Raw genomic sequence first — 16,847 nt, 5'->3', positions numbered from 1 at the left:
TATAAATATATTTTAAATTATGTTGTTTTTTAGCCAACTTTATTTTTTAATTTAAATTTTTGTTGAAAATCAAAAACATTTTTTAGTAAAAAGCATAGCTTATTTTTTATTCCCAACCCAAAAATTAGTGTAAGCTATGCGAGTCCCTTTTCTATTTCTCAATTTCCTATTTTTTATTTGCTCTTTTACAAACGTTTTTTCCATCACAGAAAAAGAATACACCCATGAAAAATCCCTTATTGATTCTCAAGGGTTGCCAACTTCCGTTGTCGATGGATGCGTGAATGTTATTTCAGGAGATTTTGTTGATTTTGAAACGGATCTTGCCCTTCCAAGCTCTGAACTATTTACCCTTTCAAGAAGCTACACTAGCTCTGATTATTTTATGCAATCGCTCTGTAATGGCTGGAGCTTTAATCATGGCAGCTTTGCTGAGATAGATAAGGTTAACAAATACACAGGGATTCAAATAAGAAATTCAAGTTCCATTTTAAATTATGACTCTAAAGAGAGAAATACTCCAACGAATCTCGATAGAGTAAGAATCGACAAATCCCAATGGAAAAGAGGAATGACTAACTGCGCCCAAGGTTTGCCTTCTGCTAAATCCAATCTCAATAATGATGTTTGCGATCTTGAGTTTAACGATAAAAAGTTAACTTATCGAAGAGCCAATGGAGACAAATATTTTTACACGGGACCTGATAAGAAACTATATCTTTGGGGAATCGATAAGGCAAATACCCTAAAATACCTTTATCTTTATGATAAAAGGTTTTTACTAAACTCTATTGTATTAAGAAACAAATTCAATCAGCCTTTATGCTCTCTTTCTATAAACGTTGAGAAAAGTAAAACTGAAATTAAAACACCAAGCGGAAAAACGGTAACATGGCATTTTAAATCTATTAAAAATGCCGGTAATCATTGCCCTTTTCTTTGCAAGGTTGAAAGAGACAATGGGCCTGATATTTCCTATGAACATGAAAGATACCTTGCACCATGGGGGAAGCATGTTGTCCGCATTAAAGAAAAGAGCCTCCCTGAAAATAGATTTGTTAAAATAAAGTATTATGAAGTAGGGGAAAATGTTTCTTCTGATAGATCTGTTAGCGCTTCTATTCCTGATTTGAATGATTCTCGTTATTCAAGAGTCATTGAAACTCAAAAACCTCTTGGACCGATGGGAGAGCCTCTTACCGCATTTTCTTTTTTGTATAAAGGGTACCCCAATACCGACATCAAAGAAAAAGGTTTTACAGAAGTTTTTGACGCTTTAAAACGTAAACGCTTGTATCGATACAATAAGTCAAGACTTGAGAAAATTGAATATTTTCAAGGGGAAAATCAAAGGCATTGTGCTAAGCTTTATCGAACTGAGCACATCCTATGGGCTGGCGCCGGAACTTTTTATTCGGAAGGTCATTTAATTGGAAGCGGCGTTTCTGATGCCTCCGGAAAGCTTAAATATTTAAATCAATACCTGTATGATAATGTTGGCAATATCACAAGAGCCACTTTATTTGGAAATTTAAGCGGTTCCGATTTCGATAACGTTATCATAGGATCAAATAATATACCCGTTGACTTAGGGTGTGAAGCTTATAGTGAAACCTTCAAATACTCTATAGATGGGCTTAACAATCTTATCGAAGAAGATAACGGCAAGAGACTCTATCAATATCAATACCTTCCTGAGACCACTCTTTGCACAAAAAAGCTCATGATTGCTGATAATGAAATCAAATCAAGGGCTTTTTACGAATATGATCATAATGCGGTCTTGATTAAAGAAATTTGTGATGATGGGATTGGATATGATAGAGAAGATCAGACTCGTGTAACAAGAAAAATTACAAAAACCATAGTGCCTACTTGGAGCTATCCCCATGGATTGCCGCTTGAGGTTTACACAACTGCTTTTGATTATGCAAATAATCAAGAGATCATGTTGAGCAAAGTTCACAACATTTATGAAGGCGACGGCCTTTTAGTTCGTAAAGATATTTATGATCAAACTAATACTTTAGCGATTTCACAAAGGTTTACTTACGACAAAAAAGGTAATCTTATTAAAGAGGAAGGCCCTTTAGGGAGTTTTGTTGAGAGAGAGTTTGATGGAAATGGCAATATCATAAAAGAAAGGGGAGCGTTAGATGGGTATTATAAGAGAAATGAATATGATTTTTGCAATCGTCTTATTAAGGAAGAAGAGTTTTTCGATGGTGACCTTAGCTTGGCAAAAAGCTATCATTATGATTTAGCCGGGCAAATGATTTCAGAGACGGATCTTTTTGGAAATAAAATTAATTACACGTATGACGATTTAGGTCGTGTGATCAAGCAAGAGTTGCCCGAGATTCAAGATGGAAACGGGGGAAGCTTTAGACCTACAAGCACCTATGAGTATGATGTTTTGGATTGTGTCACAAAAACTGTAGATCCTTTAGGGGGCGAAACCATAGCTTCCTATACTTCAAGAAAAGCGCCTTATTATAAAAAGTATCCTGATGGGACTACAGAAACTGTGGTCTATCATCATAATGGTTCGGTTAAAGAATCTATTGATCGATTAGGAAATAAAACCGTTATAGAAAGTGATTATCAAGAAAGGCCCCTCAAAGTCTCACTTTATAATAGTAAGGAGGAACTTCTTAAGGAAACTTCAAAAACTTATTCTGCTTTTGATGTTATTTCAGAAACAGATGAAATGGGAATAGAGACTACTTTTGACTATGATTTTGCAGGAAGGCTTTCTTGCAAAAGAAAACTTAATTTTAAAGAATGCTACGAATATGACACTTTAAGCCGCCTTTATAAAACAATTACTTATACAAGTGATAGCGATGCGGTCGTTTCAATTAAAGAATATGATTCACTTAATCGTGTGATTGAAGAAAGGGTAGAGGATTTAAATGGAAATCTCAATCATAGAGCTTCCTTCATTTACGATCAGGCTAACAGAAAAACGCATACCATTACCTATGGTGAAAATGGACCTGAGGTGAATGAAACCGTATATAATAAGCGAGGGGACATTGTAGCGATTATTGACCCGGAAGGAAAAGTTACTAGAACAGATTATGAGTATGGTTTTCGAAATACCCTAGGCCAACTTGTTCTTAAAACAACAACTATCGATCCCATGGGGCTTAAAACTATTATTGAAAAAGATGCTCTTGGCCATGATTTTATTATTGAAAAAATGAGCCCAATTGGAAAACTTCTTCATAAATCAACTTTTTATTACAATGGGAATGGGCAAAGGGTTAAAGTTATTGAGGAAAATAACTTAAAAAAAGTCGTCCTTGAGAAAGAATTTGATATTTCAGGCAATATTATAAAAGTTGTTGAAGCTTCGAATTCCGAAGAGGCCAAAGTAACTCGTGTGGAATACAACTCACTTGGCCAAAAGTCCGTAGTCATAAAGCCTAGCGGAATAACCTTAAATTATAACTATGAATGTTTTAGGCCGGCTTGAAAGGCTGCAATCCTCAGATCAAACCATAGATTATCAATATACTTACGATGTTTTAGATAATTTAATTCTTGTACAAGATAACAAAAACCAAAACCAAACGATCAAATCCTTTGATGCTAGAAATTTTCTCATTGAAGAAAAGCTAGGCAATGATCTTGAGATAAAATTTGATTACGATTCTTTAGGTCAAACAAAAGAAGTATTGTTACCTGACAGCACTTCCATTTATTTTGATTATAAGGGAGGCCGGCTTAATGCCGTTAAAAGAGAGTCCGAAAACCCTTACTTTTATTCTTGCGAGGCCTATGATGCTTCCTCTAGGCTATTAAAAGCGAGATTACCCGGAAATGCCGGAACTATAGATCAAAAATTTGATGTGCTAGGTCGTATTACAAGCATTGAGACAAAAGATTGGAAAGAAGTGATCCATGAGTATGATGATGTGGGAAACCTTGTTTCAAGAAATATTTTTGAAAATCAAGAGAAGTTTTCGGATTATTTTACCTACGATGATATATATCAGCTAAAAAGCGAAAAAGGAGCTTTTGAGCATAACTACACTTATGATAGCTTTTTTAATCGACTCGAAAAAGATGGAGAGAAAATTGAGGTCAATGATCTTAATCAAATCGTTGAAAAGCCAAACTATAAGTATGGATATGATCTTGACGGTCATTTGATTTCGATCAAAACCGATGATTTCTATAAAAAATTTACTTATGATGCTCTTGGAAGGCTTACCTTTTATTCGGATTCTAGCTGTCAAGCAGAATACGCTTATGATGCCAGCAATAGAAGGCTGCAAAAAAAAGTCACAGACTTTGAGGGGAATATCCTAGCTCAGGAAAAATACCTTTATTGGCATGATCGTGAGATCGGCGCGCTTAATCAAAATAATGAATTCATATCTTTGCGTGTCTTAATTCCGACTTCACCCTCTGAAAATCGGGCGAGTGTTTCTATTGAGTTATTTGGTAAAGCTTACGCCCCCATCCATGATCATAATGGTTGTATCTCTTGCTTGATAAATATTAAAACCGGTGAAGTTGAAAAATTTTCTCGCTATTCGGCCTTCGGCAACCAAATAAATAAATCTTCTCTTAAGATGCCTTGGGGATTTGCAAGTAAACGGCTGGATGAAGAAACAGGTCTTATATTCTTCGGAAGAAGGTACTATGACCCTATCGACGGTCGTTGGATTACAAAAGACCCTCTCGGTGATTGCGACGGTCCTAACCTCTATGCTTATGTTCAAAACCGTCCCCTAGTCCTAATCGACCATTTCGGCTTCATGTCGGAGGAAACTGCTGAAGAATACGCCTTTTTTAATATGGTACAAACAGGTGAATTATCAAGTATGGTGAAACATACTGCTCAACGTGCTGGTGGTATGGCGAAACATGCGGCAGGATATGCAATCGAGGGATTAGCGCATCATACACTATTGTGTGCAGATAGTCCTTATTTAAATGGGATCTTTACAGCAAGAGCTAAAATAGAAAATTTTGGCCGCAGTTTACAAGGAAATTCAGATACTTCTAAATCTTACGGACATTCTCTAAAAGTCATCAAAATCGGAGATGGACCACCTGGGTTTGCCACAATTGGAATAACAGGTATATTAACTGATGAAAAATCTGTTAGAGAGTGGGGAGAAAAATTTTTTAAAGATTCTAAGGTTGCTACTTACATGATATTTTCAGAAACAGAAGGATTTGCTCAAGATATTTTTAAAGCTAATCTTATGTTATGTGGCTTTGCGTTACCTCATGCAAAAGAAACTGCAAGGGCAATTACCAAAATATATAACGAGCAAACAAAAGCTAATGGAGGAAAGCCTGCAACATTAATGATTTCGCCCCATAGTAGAGGCGCTGCCCAATTTATGGCTGGGCAACATCTTATTCCTTCACATGTAAAAAAAGCTTCACATATTAGATCCTTTGGTGCCTTACAGCCAATTCCTAATACAGGCATTTTTGGAAGTGTTGAAAATTATGAAAATGACAATGACCCTGTTCCAAAAGTAGGGTATCCTATCTGGGGATGGAGTATAAAGACAAATACTACACCCACTGGTTATAGTTATGGAGGGCCGTCTTCATTAATGTATGATCATTTTATTAATTCTGAGGGTTATAGGAAGAAGCAACAAGACGCATGTCAAGATATTTTTGGAAGATAAGCCAGTTATTAATTATTTTCTCTCTTTTTGCCTGTCATAGGAATGATGTAAAAAGAAAAGAAGAATTATTCATTTTAGATAGAATCGTAGCGGAACATTCCCAGGCTATGTTTGCAAAGTATGGTTTGAGCAAATGGAGTTACTATACTTTCAATGGAGATTGTGGGATTACGGCAGTTAATGTAGGAATGGAGATTTTAGGCCCTAAAGATATTAATTATGCAAAGAAGTTGATTTTAGAAGCATCTAAGGATCTTTTGTCTAGGCTTTTGAAAGAGCCAATTTTACAACAAGTTTTTGTAGATAAAAAAATAAATCTAAATGCTGTTAGCTATAATATTTTATTTAAAAGTAAAAAAAGAGATCAATGGGTTTGTCATGACTTAAAGGACTGGAAGAATCAGCTTAATATGGTGAGGCTTAGAAATGGAGAATTATTATATACGGCTAAAGGAGTTGAATTTGATTCTGGGAATAGTTTTACTGAAAAAATCGACACGCTGGACTATTTAGAAGAATAAAGAATGAGTAAATTTCAACTAGGCGTTTTTTTATTTCGTAAATTACTTTACATTATTCCAAGTATTGTAGGGATACAAGCGAGAAATTTTTGGAAAATAAGCTTATTATTATTGCTATTAGCGGTTTCTCTAACGGCTTGTCGAGATACGACTATAAAAAAAAAGAGAAGAATGTGTCCTTCTAGATAAAATAGTAGAGGAGCATTCTCAAACCATGTTGAAAAGCATGGTTTTGTCAAATCTAGTTATTGCACGTATAATGGTGATGGTGGTGTTTTCGCTGTTTCTGTAGACATGAAAATTCTTGGACCGAAAGACTATCTTATGCGAGGAAAATTGTTTTAGAGACCTCTAGAGATCTTCTTAAAAGACTTTTAGAAGAACCAATTTTAAAATTTTTGTAGACAAAAAAATTGATTATAAAAACATTAGTTATGCCATTTTTTTTAAAAATAAAAAAAGAGATCATTGGGTTTGTCACGACTTAAGGGAGTGGAAGAATCAGCTTTATATGGTTAGGCTTAGAGATGGGGAAATACTTTATATAGCGGAAGGAGTTGAATCCAATTCTAGAATTAGTTTTTCTGAAAAAATAGAATCGTTGGACAACTTAGAAGAATGAGTAAATACATTTCAAATAAGGCACTTTTTTATTTCATAAACTTCTTTATATTATCCCGATAGTATTGTTTTGGAATTGAAAACGTTATTTCATTTTCCCGTCTGAATTTTTTGAAGAGTTAATGTAACGAGAGGGTTTTAGGAATTAGTTTAAAAAAACCGTGTTTAAATGTAGATGACTATGTGTATTTGGATACAAGCGAGATATTTTTGGAAAATAAGCTTCTTATTAGTAGCTATTTCTTTGTTTGCTTGTCGCGCAGCGTCTGTAAAGAAGAGAGAAGAACTTGCCATTTTAGATAAAATAGTAGAGGTGCATTCTCAGATTATGTTTGAAAAGTATGGTTTTGTCAAATCTAGTTATTGCACGTATAATGGTGATGGTGGTGTTTTCGCTGTTTCTGTAGACATGAAAATTCTTGGACCGAAAGACTATCTTATGCGAGGAAAATTGTTTTAGAGACCTCTAGAGATCTTCTTAAAAGACTTTTAGAAAAACCGAAATGGTGGTGTTTCCGCTGTTTCTGTAAGCATGAGAATTTTTGGACCGAAAGACATATCTTATGCGAGGAAAATGGTTTTAGAGGCCTCTAGAGATCTTCTTAAAAGACTTTTAGAAGAACCAATTTTAAAATCAATTTTTATAGATAAAAATATTGATTATAAAAACATCAGCTATGCCATTTTTTTTAAAAATAAAAAGAAAGGCTTTTGGGTTTGTCATGATTTGAATGATTGGAAGAACCAGCTTGATATGGTCAGGCTTCAAAAGGGCGAAATACTATATGCAGCGGAAGGAATTGAATTCGATTCTAGGATTAGTTTTTCAGAAAAAATAGAAACGTTGGACAACTTAGAAGAATGAGTAAATACATTTCAAATAAGGCACTTTTTTATTTCATAAACCTTCTTTATATTATCCCGATAGTATTGTTTGGAATTAAAAGTTTCACCCCAATACAGGCGCCTATAGTTTCTGAAAACTTAATTCAACGAGAGGAGTTTCAGGAATTTGCCTTAAAAAAAATGCGCTTAAATGCAGATGCTTATGTGTATTTGGATACCAGTCAGGATTTTTTGGAATTAAGTCCAAGGGATGACTTAAAATTAAAACAGCTTATTGGAAAAATTGATAAAGGCACTGAGCTTATCATTGATGCGATTAATTATAAACACACTCATCGGTTTGGTATCATATTTATTGCATTTGCAAAATTTCCTAATCTTCCTGAATACGATCTTGAAAAAATGGAAATTCGCCGTTTTCTTATACAGGACTATAATGATCCAGATACGAAGCTAACGATTAATCCAGAATTACTTTCTTTGTCTGACGAATCAATCTCAAGTTAATGAAGCGCCTTAATTGGCTTCCAATATTTAGAAGGTAAAAAGATAGAATGTGCCTTTTTTATAATATACTTTATTACATATTATTTTTTTTCTCTTCCTTCGCTGGTTATTGCAATAACAATGATTATTTAAATTACAATGATGTTCCTTGCGATGACTTATATAGAGTAAGAGAAGAGCATTCTAAAGAAATGTTTGCAAAGTATGGCTTGCAGTTCAGTGGTTATGGAAGTGGTTGGGATAATGAAGTATTAAATTATGCTATGATTTCCATGAAATGGCAAGGACCTTGTAACAAAGATCTTGCTAAGAAAATGCTTTTAGAAGGTGTTCGCGATTTTGCAAAAAAGCTTAAAAATGATTCCAAATTAAGCTCGTATGTTCCGAATGATATTGAAGGAAAAATTGTTTACACCATTTTTTTTAATAATAAGAAAAAACATGCTTGGGTTTGTCAAGACATTGAAGATTGGGAAAATCAAATACAAGATGTAAGTCTTCAAAAGAATAAAGTATACTTTTTTGCGGAAGATTATGATGGGTTTGAAAAAAAAGTTATCGAAGAGATTGAACTTTGAATTAATCGAAAATAGTTAAAATCATGAAAAAAACATTATCTAATAAAACTCTTTTTTATTTAATAAACATTGGTTTCTTCCTTCCAATTGTGGTTTTCGGCTTTAAGAAGGCCATGGTTGCTTTTAGGGTTGATCCGTTTGAGAATCTTATTGATCAAAAGGAGTTTCAGGATTTTGCTTTAAAACCAATGGAATTAAGGGTTGATGCTTTTGTTTACCTTAATACCGAAGAGAAATTTTTACAGTTAAGTCCAAGAGAGAATCTTCCCAAAATGGAATTGATTGGAAAAATTGATAAGGGCACTAAACTTTCTATTTATCAAATTGCTCATTATAGCTTTCAGAATCTAGGGCTTGTCTATATTGCTTTTGCTAAGTTTCCAGATCTTCCTGAATACGAATTTGAAAAAATGGAAATACGCCGTTTTCTAACACAGGACTATAATGACCCCACTTCATCATTAGAGATTAATCCAGCCTTACTGAAAATTGTATCCGTTCCAAGCTAAAGAGATAAAAATGAAAGTTTATTTCTATTTTCTTAGAAAAGTTTTGTGCTTTATTACCATCGTTTTAACCTATAATCTTAATTGCTTAGAGTTCATGCAAGATCCAGAATTTAACGAAATTTTTAATAAAAGTATGGATGAATACTACGATTTGATGGTTGAATAGTATAATTTAAACTACGAAAACTCCGTTTTTATTATCGACAAAAACAATGGTGCTAAACCGAAATTATTAGTCGAATCGTTCTTCTTCGGCCCCATAACACTTGAAACCGCTAAAGAAATTATGATTAAATCGACGCTTGATTTAGTCGATTTTTTACATGGTAAAGAATCTTTAAAAAAAGTCTTCGGCTCTAACTTTGATGTAAATTGCATTGAACATAGCATCCTAATTTTGAACCAAAAGAATCTTCCTTGGATTTGTGAAGATTTAGATAAATGGGAAAAGGGGATTTGCTATCTGAAATTAAAGGACAAAGAAATTCTTTATCATGCCCAAAACGAAGAAAGTTCTGTCCAATATTGTGAAGACTTAGTAAGCATCCTTTTCTCAATGGACAACATTTTTAAATGTTGTCTAAATAATTAAAAAATCAGGAAAAATGAAATTATCAAATTCTATTAATTTTTTATTTATCTTTCTTTCAATTTTGTTAGGTCAAGGCTTTAATTCTAATAAAATTTGGTCTGTGGATTTGAATATGGATAATATGCAGTCCCTTGGGCTACGTATAAACCTATATTCAGAAAGTATCTTTTGTACTATGGGGATGAATTATGTAGGGTGTGCTTTTTTTATGGAGTAGAAGACAAGTTTTTCGACAAGTTGCACATAGAAGCAAATTATCATGGCCCCATAGCTTTTGAGAAAGCTAAAGAAACCATTGTTAAACTTACCATAGATCTAGCAGAGAAATTTAAGGACGATGATTTAGTTAGAAAAATGTTTGGGGATAATTTTAACGCTAATAACTTGGATTATAGCATCAACATTTTAAATGATAAAAAAAAGCCATGGGTTTGCACTAATTTAGCCGATTGGAAAAACCAATTATGTAGAATCCAATTAAAAGATAAGAACTTTTATTATACAGCTCAAAATGGCGATGATATCGCTCAACATCATGAAAGTTTAGCTGAAGGGCTTTTATCTTATTAATCTACTCGAAAAAGGAGAAGTGCCTTATAGTTCTTGCTAATCCAAAATTCTTTTTGCTGTTAAAAAGGATTTAGAGGTTTGGTAGAAACAAAGGACTGTATATGGAGCCTAGTCAACAAGTTCAATCTCTAGCTTTTTTCGCTAAAGCGCAAGTAATCGCAAATACGGTAAGAAAATATAGGGGAAGATGCGCTATTTGCATCACCTATGAGTCCGAAGAGCGTTCAGCCGTCATTTACGGTTTAAAAAAAGTAAAGTCTGCTTTTCTAGACTTTAAGGGCGTCATTACCGTCAATGTCAAAGGAACTTAGGCTAGACTTAAGTTTGAAGAAGCTCAAGAACCTTTTCCCAAGTAAGTTTAGAGATCGCTTCTTCATCTCTCGAAACCACCTTCTTGACAAGGCCTCGCTTGCGGTTTTGCATTTCAAGGATCTTCTCTTCAATTAACTCTTCTTTCCAGTTATAGACAAGAGAGGTAGGACATACCACCAATGAAACAGAGTTAGGATTGTCTTTTTTATGTTGGGTCAGAGCCGATATGGCTTGAACATTCTCGTTACTGCAGGAGCCATCTCAAAAAGCTCAAGCTTTGCCTGCTGTATTTTCTAAATCACGCATCACTTTTTAGGGATCTTGGTTTTGAAAAACATCGGATTCTTTGTATTCGGCTATTTAGATCTTGGTAGGCTCTTTTTGCGTAGGGCATTTTTTACATTCTCCAAAGCCTGAGATTCTGCTTTACCCCATATCTTCATGAATTTTTTATTGCTTTTTCTGTCTGCTCAAAATTCATCAAAAGCAACGCCTTTATTTTTGAGAAAGTCAAATAAGTATAAGCATCTTTTCGTAGGCCTCATTCTTCCATTTGATGAAAGAAATCTTTAAGAGATTCACTAGCCAATTACTCGTCCGTGTCTTATTTTTTCTTCAAGTTATTGTACTCTCTAATTTCTCTAACCATGCTTGATCCTAAAAAATAATCTATTCCAGCAAAAACAACCAACGATGAAAGCGCTGTGGTCAAGGGTGCTAAGACACAGAAAATAATATTAATTACGATGCAGGTAATCAAAGCAGCGGCATAAATTATGGCCTTGTTTTTCGCACCTTGTAATTTAGTGATTCTCTCTTTTTCAAGATCCCTGGGCGGTGGTGAATTTGTCCCGTTTTTTAAAAGATCTAATTCGTCCTTCATACCTTCGGTTTTTTTAGCTAATTTATCTTGTCCTTTTTTTAACTCCTCTAAATCTTTGTTTATCTCCTTTAAATTTATGTTTATCTCATCTTGATCTTTGTCTGATTCTTCGAATTCTTTTTCCAATTCTTTTAGACTTTTTTCGACTTCTGCATGAAATTCGATCATAGCTCCTTCCAGCGCAGATAATAAAAGATTTTGAGGAGAGCTTGGGTATATATTATTTTGAGGCAAATTACAATAAGACATGAGGCTCCAAAGGGGGTTGCCCCCCAAAAATTAATAGTTGAAGGATATTTCGGAATTATCACAATCTTGGGAGAGATTAGTTGTAGATCGAGATAAAGTTAAATCACCATTCATTGTTTCCATCCTTGGTTTTTTGGAACACGCAAGATAAAAACACAATTTTATCTTTTACGCAAACAAAAATAATTTCTTAATATCAAGTTAATATTATTTTTTACTAATTTTAATCAGTATATTTCAAATAAAAACCAGCGCAATAGAACTTGTTATTAAAATTGATTTATTTATTAAAAAATATATCGTTGTTGTTTTTTTACTTGGGGAAATAAATGAAGATACAAATAATAATTATTTTATTTTTTAGTTTTTTTCTCTTTGGGTTTAGCAAAAGAGTCTATCAATTGGGAAAAAATTAATGAGGAAATAAGTTGTTTAAATCGCTTAAACCCTCCTTTTGGTTTGACTGTAGAGTTGAGTAGCAATCGTGGGGTTTGCAATTTGTATTGCTATAGAAAAAATCCAACAATTGGTTCAAGAATTATCTGAAGAAAAAATAGCTGAGTATAAATCTTGGAAGGATCATTTAACTATATTGCTTCAGACAGAAGAGGCTTTTCAAGAATATCATCTAAAATATGCACAATCTATTAGCAATATATCAAAGGGAGTTTAACCAAAACCCAGATAAATACAGAATGCTGAATATGTCTCAACCAGACTTTAGAAGTTGTTCAAAAAATTGAAGAATGGAAACAGTTTATTAAACAACTACCTTGAGAGCCTTAGTTAAGACCTTCTCTATTTGATTATGGCTAGCTCGCATGACGGAAGTTTGCTGTTTTAAATTAAATATTTAGGACCCCATCTATCAGGAATGTTATACCCCTGCTTAGGCACGGGCGTTGAAAGTGGTATTCCGAATACTGTTTTAATAATTAAAAGAATCACGCTCATCGGAATATTTCCAATGCCATCTTACTTGTAATTGATCGCATCGATTACAAGCTCAGGTTTAGGCAATGACTGGTTGAGTTTGGCCATGGTGACAATGACTTGGAAAAGCCCTGGGAACAAGGATCTTGCTATAAGCTTAATCTTAGACGCTGTCGATGATTTTACTCATACGCTTTATTTCATGAAGTTTAATGAATGTTTTAAACAAAAATTAAACCCTCAATCTCAAAGGAACTTAGGCTAGACTTAAGTTTGAAGAAGCTCAAGAACCTCTTCCCAAGTAAGTTTAGAGATGGCTTCCTCATCTGTCGAAACCACCTTCTTGACAAGGCCCCGTTTTCGGTTTTGCATTTCAAGGATCTTCTCTTCAATGGTATTGAGAGTAATTAGCTTGTAAGCCGAGACCGAGTTTTTCTGGCCGATACGATGGACTCGATCGGTCGCTTGGTTTTCAACAGCCGGATTCCACCACATGTCGTAGTGGATAACGGTATCTGCGCCCACAAGGTTTAAACCGACGCCGCCTGCCTTTAAAGACACTAAGAAAATAGGGATATTTTCATCGTTATTGAAACGATTGACTATATCAAGACGATTTTTAGAGGAACCGTCTAGGTACTCAAAAGGGATGCCTTTTTTCTTAAGGTCGCGGCTTATAATATTTAACATGCGGGTGTATTGGCTAAACACAACCGTCTTATGGCGCCCTTCTGTCAGGTTATGAAGAAGGTCTATTAGCATTTCGTATTTTGCCGAATCGTTTTCCTCAGGCGTTTCCTTAGCAAAAATAGCGGGGTGGCAGCAGATCTGCTTTAGTCTTGTTAAGGTCGCTAACACATGGATTTGAACTTTGTCAAAACCTTCTTTTTGAACAAGTTGGGAAAGCTCGCGTCTTGCAGATTCAGCGTAAGATTTATAAAGCTCTTTTTGGGCATCGGATAAGCTGCAATAGTAAATGATCTCAGAGACCTCAGGAAGCTCTGAAAGCACATCTTTTTTCATACGTCTTAGTATGAAAGGAGATACTTTTTGTCTAAGCTTTTCGATATTATTGCCCTTCTCCTGGCTTGGGCTTCTAATGTATTTTTCAACAAAACGATCGTAGGTGCTTAATAGCCCCGGCATCAGGAAGTCAAATAAGCTCCAAAGCTCTTCAAGCGAATTTTCAATCGGTGTGCCTGTTAAGATAAGCTTATGGGAAGACTGAATCGTTTTAACGGAACGGGCATTTCTTGTGCCTCTATTCTTAATGTGCTGCGCTTCATCTAAGATAGCATAACCGAAATTGAATTTGCTGTAGGACTCGATATCTTTTTGAAGAAGGCTATAGGAGGTAACGATGATGTCATAGTCTTCAAGAGAATCGATAAGTTTTTTTCTGTGGTTTGGAATGCCATCCACCACAAGGACTTTTAACTCAGGGTTAAATTTGCTTAGCTCTTCTTTCCAATTGTAGACAAGAGAGGTAGGACATACCACCAAGGAAACAGAGTTTGGGTTGTCTTTTTTATGTTGGGTAAGAGCGGATATGGCTTGGACTGTTTTTCCAAGACCCATGTCATCTGCTAAAATACCGTTAAGGTGCATAAGACGAAGTCTTTCGAGCCAAGAAGCGCCTTCAATTTGATAGCCTTTAAGATCGGCTTTAATCTCTTTTGGAACCCCTCGGACTTTAACTTCTTTAACGCCGAGCATCTGCTCTTGAATTTCTTTCAGCCTTTCCGACATATGGAATTTAATCGGAAGCATTTTAAATTGGTCTTCATTCAAGCTGGCTAAGCTCCATAGAGGCCTTAGCTGCGAGCTGTTAGCAAGCTCTTCAATGCCTATCTCGTCAAAAAGCTGGACAATAGGGGTGATTCTCTCAAGATCCAGGACCAATATTTTATGAGGCCCTTTATTATCAAGAGCGGCCCCTTTTCCACGCTTTTTCTTGCCGGGACGTTTTTTAGAAAGTTCAAGATAAGCTTTTTTAGACGCTATACATTCCCAAAGGGTATTTAAGCCAACCCCTTCCAAATCCCCATTGACTTTTAGAATCACCTCGTATTGATCTATACGGCTTGATTCTTGGAGGGTGAGCTCAAAGCTTGTCTCGTCATAGATAAACTGGTTAAGTAAATTTTCAGGACAGAGGAAGTGAACACGGTGCTGATTTCTTGGAATCACCTCGGTCATAAATTCGACGATCTTCTTTTCTGACTTGGCCGAGTAAGAGCCTTCAGAAGCGTCGTAAACAAAGTCTTGGAAAAGGTCTTCGACGATTTTTTGCTCATCTGTTAAATTTCTTGCCAGCACACCCTCTGCCGTTATAAAGTTTCTAAGGTGCTCGACTTCCAATTTTGAAACAGCCGCAGGAATCTTATGCTTTCCATAAATAAAGTGAAGGAAAGCTTCAAGTTCACCATTTAGATAGCTAATATCGCACTCTGCCATAAGCTCTTCAACAAAGGGGAGAGTCACAAGATGCTCTATCCTTTCTTTTCCGCGAACTTCAGCAAAACGCATGAGCTCCGGCAAAGAATTTTCAACAAATGAACCAAATAGAGGCTCCGGAATTGTAACGCTTCTTATGGCTTCTAAATCTTTTAAGTGCCGTCTTTTAATGCCATCGCCAAATCGGAAATAGGTTTTTTCATAAAGAAGACCGGGAGAAGCACATTCTAGGAGCATCACTTGCTCTAAAGTCACTTTCTGGCCATTCAATTCTAAAAATGGGTTAAGAAGAAGCTTTGGCTGTGGTGATTCAAGATATTCTAATTCAAGGATAATTTCAGCCGGCATAGGAGCAAATTCAAGGCTGTCTTCCATGGATTTATAGTAGATGGCTCCCGGATCAAGCGCTTGTTTTAAAGAATTTTTGGCATTTACTTTTTTAGAAACACGAGATTGGACTTCATAGAGAAAGGTTCCTAAATCTTCGAGGGTAAGTTCTGCTACTTTAACGGATTTATCGGCATTATTTTTTTCGACAAAAGAAACAAGATTAGTAAGCAAGGTAAAAAGCGCGCTATCAGATTCAGGGAAAGATTCTTTCGAAAAGAAATAGCGTTTGCTGCTGATATAGAAAGGCTCGCGGTATTCGTAAGAGTTAAAAAAATCCTTGACGCAAGGAATATTAAGAGGTTTAGACCGGTAAGGCAATCTAAGCGCCATTTGCACTTCCACTTTTTTAGGGCGCAAATTATCATTCAAGCTTTCAGGAAGTAAGATAACAGCCATCTCTGCTTTATCTGCCGCTAATTTTTCATCCGGCAGAAAGAAAGGGGATTGGCCAAGGGTTTCGGCAGCGCCAATATATTCATCCAGCAATTCTTTTTGCTGCTCTATATCAAGACGCTTTATTTCTTTTTTCTTAGCTTTTTGAATTCTTTCTGCAATGGACTTTCGATCTTCTTCATTGACATCTTGTTTTTTGCTAAGGTCGTTATTCTTGTCAAAATCAACCAAGATAGCATCAATATTTTCTTCGAGATGAAAGAGGACGGCTGCAAGATGCTGACAATCATAGTTATAGGGACAATCGCAATTAGAGTCGACTATATTGGACTGATGACGGTCTATTTCTAGCTCGCATTCATAAGAATTTTCAAAAGCCCCTTGCACTCTAGCTGCAAGCTTTATATTTTGGCCGTTTAATCCAACGATTTTGACGGTTTCCACAAATCTATTATGATAACAGCTTTGCCCTTCTTTTATGATCGATGAAGGAAAATCTTGCCGCAGTCTTCTAAAGTTAATTAAGATCATGATTGAACAATTTCTTAAAGTTTAAAACTATTTTCTACGAGAAGAGCACTTAGACCAGCTTTTTATGCGCTTCTTACGAACTAAAGTCTTGTTATAGCCTTTACCCGATTTCGAATGAAAGAATTAAAAAAAAAATTCTCACAACTTTCCAAGCGGGCGCTCTAAATCAAAAACTTTATACTTAGAAAAGTTTAAATCCTATTTATAAAATCTTTGGAATTGAATTCTGTTCATTCCAAATTAATCAGTGAAGTATAGATATCTTATCTCAAGTTGTCATGCTTTTTTT

General features: G+C 35.2%; 15 protein-coding genes and 1 pseudogene. 13 read left to right on the top strand and 3 right to left on the bottom strand.

Annotated elements, in window-relative coordinates; all coding sequences use genetic code 11:
• Positions 1 to 136 precede the first annotated feature (136 nt).
• The 11 genes from CSEC_RS09650 to CSEC_RS09600 all read left to right on the top strand — a co-directional run bounded on the left by CSEC_RS09650 (position 137) and on the right by CSEC_RS09600 (position 10,721).
• Positions 137 to 3,481 carry a DUF6531 domain-containing protein gene (locus CSEC_RS09650; protein ID WP_041018259.1) on the top strand — a complete coding sequence of 1,115 codons (3,345 nt, stop codon included), beginning with the start codon at positions 137 to 139 and terminating at the stop codon, positions 3,479 to 3,481.
• Entirely contained in the window at positions 3,459 to 5,666 is a 2,208-nt protein-coding gene (locus tag CSEC_RS09645; protein WP_041018258.1) for an RHS repeat domain-containing protein, read from the top strand. Before CSEC_RS09650 ends, CSEC_RS09645 begins: the two co-directional genes overlap by 23 nt.
• Entirely contained in the window at positions 5,642 to 6,187 is a 546-nt protein-coding gene (locus CSEC_RS09640; protein ID WP_041018257.1) for a hypothetical protein, read from the top strand. Before CSEC_RS09645 ends, CSEC_RS09640 begins: the two co-directional genes overlap by 25 nt.
• An 802-nt stretch (positions 6,188 to 6,989) precedes the next feature.
• Positions 6,990 to 7,268 carry a hypothetical protein gene (locus tag CSEC_RS09635; RefSeq protein WP_154017682.1) on the top strand — a complete coding sequence of 93 codons (279 nt, stop codon included), beginning with the start codon at positions 6,990 to 6,992 and terminating at the stop codon, positions 7,266 to 7,268.
• Positions 7,269 to 7,382: 114 nt separating this feature from the next.
• Positions 7,383 to 7,673 carry a hypothetical protein gene (locus CSEC_RS09630; protein ID WP_154017681.1) on the top strand — a complete coding sequence of 97 codons (291 nt, stop codon included), beginning with the start codon at positions 7,383 to 7,385 and terminating at the stop codon, positions 7,671 to 7,673.
• On the top strand, positions 7,670 to 8,161 hold the full coding sequence (locus CSEC_RS09625; RefSeq protein ID WP_041018254.1) for a hypothetical protein: 492 nt from the start codon (positions 7,670 to 7,672) through the stop codon (positions 8,159 to 8,161). Before CSEC_RS09630 ends, CSEC_RS09625 begins: the two co-directional genes overlap by 4 nt.
• A 47-nt stretch (positions 8,162 to 8,208) precedes the next feature.
• Entirely contained in the window at positions 8,209 to 8,739 is a 531-nt protein-coding gene (locus CSEC_RS09620; RefSeq protein WP_041018253.1) for a hypothetical protein, read from the top strand.
• A gap of 23 nt (positions 8,740 to 8,762) precedes the next feature.
• Positions 8,763 to 9,248 carry a hypothetical protein gene (locus CSEC_RS09615; RefSeq protein WP_041018252.1) on the top strand — a complete coding sequence of 162 codons (486 nt, stop codon included), beginning with the start codon at positions 8,763 to 8,765 and terminating at the stop codon, positions 9,246 to 9,248.
• A gap of 286 nt (positions 9,249 to 9,534) precedes the next feature.
• The gene (locus CSEC_RS09610; RefSeq protein ID WP_041018251.1) at positions 9,535 to 9,840 is read left to right on the top strand and encodes a hypothetical protein; all 306 of its coding nucleotides are present in this window, start codon (positions 9,535 to 9,537) and stop codon (positions 9,838 to 9,840) included.
• A gap of 195 nt (positions 9,841 to 10,035) precedes the next feature.
• Complete coding sequence (locus CSEC_RS09605; protein ID WP_041018250.1) at positions 10,036 to 10,410, top strand: hypothetical protein; 375 nt, start codon at positions 10,036 to 10,038, stop codon at positions 10,408 to 10,410.
• A 101-nt stretch (positions 10,411 to 10,511) separates the two neighbouring features.
• Positions 10,512 to 10,721, top strand: coding sequence for a hypothetical protein (locus CSEC_RS09600; protein ID WP_041018249.1), 210 nt, complete (start codon positions 10,512 to 10,514; stop codon positions 10,719 to 10,721).
• A 7-nt stretch (positions 10,722 to 10,728) separates the two neighbouring features.
• Here the strand turns inward: CSEC_RS09600 and CSEC_RS13375 are convergent.
• Positions 10,729 to 10,854, bottom strand: a pseudogene (locus CSEC_RS13375) (hypothetical protein); the annotation flags it as partial.
• A gap of 472 nt (positions 10,855 to 11,326) precedes the next feature.
• On the bottom strand, positions 11,327 to 11,854 hold the full coding sequence (locus tag CSEC_RS09595) for a hypothetical protein (protein WP_041018248.1): 528 nt from the start codon (positions 11,852 to 11,854) through the stop codon (positions 11,327 to 11,329).
• Between the two features lie 484 nt (positions 11,855 to 12,338).
• On the opposite strand from CSEC_RS09595, the gene CSEC_RS09590 reads away from it, so the two are divergent.
• Both CSEC_RS09590 and CSEC_RS13240 read left to right on the top strand, forming a co-directional pair.
• Positions 12,339 to 12,527 carry a hypothetical protein gene (locus tag CSEC_RS09590; RefSeq protein ID WP_041018247.1) on the top strand — a complete coding sequence of 63 codons (189 nt, stop codon included), beginning with the start codon at positions 12,339 to 12,341 and terminating at the stop codon, positions 12,525 to 12,527.
• Positions 12,528 to 12,902: 375 nt separating this feature from the next.
• A complete protein-coding gene (locus tag CSEC_RS13240) occupies positions 12,903 to 13,052 on the top strand; it encodes a hypothetical protein (protein WP_161780985.1) in 150 nt (49 codons plus the stop codon).
• A 2-nt stretch (positions 13,053 to 13,054) separates the two neighbouring features.
• On the opposite strand, the gene CSEC_RS09585 is transcribed toward CSEC_RS13240, so the two are convergent.
• A complete protein-coding gene (locus tag CSEC_RS09585) occupies positions 13,055 to 16,558 on the bottom strand; it encodes a DEAD/DEAH box helicase (protein ID WP_041018246.1) in 3,504 nt (1,167 codons plus the stop codon).
• Positions 16,559 to 16,847: the final 289 nt, after the last annotated feature.

Source organism: Criblamydia sequanensis CRIB-18 (assembly GCF_000750955.1).
Lineage (GTDB): Bacteria > Chlamydiota > Chlamydiia > Chlamydiales > Criblamydiaceae > Criblamydia > Criblamydia sequanensis.
The sequence above is the reverse complement of the archived record's forward strand: the minus strand, read 5'-3'. Positions and strand labels throughout refer to the sequence as shown.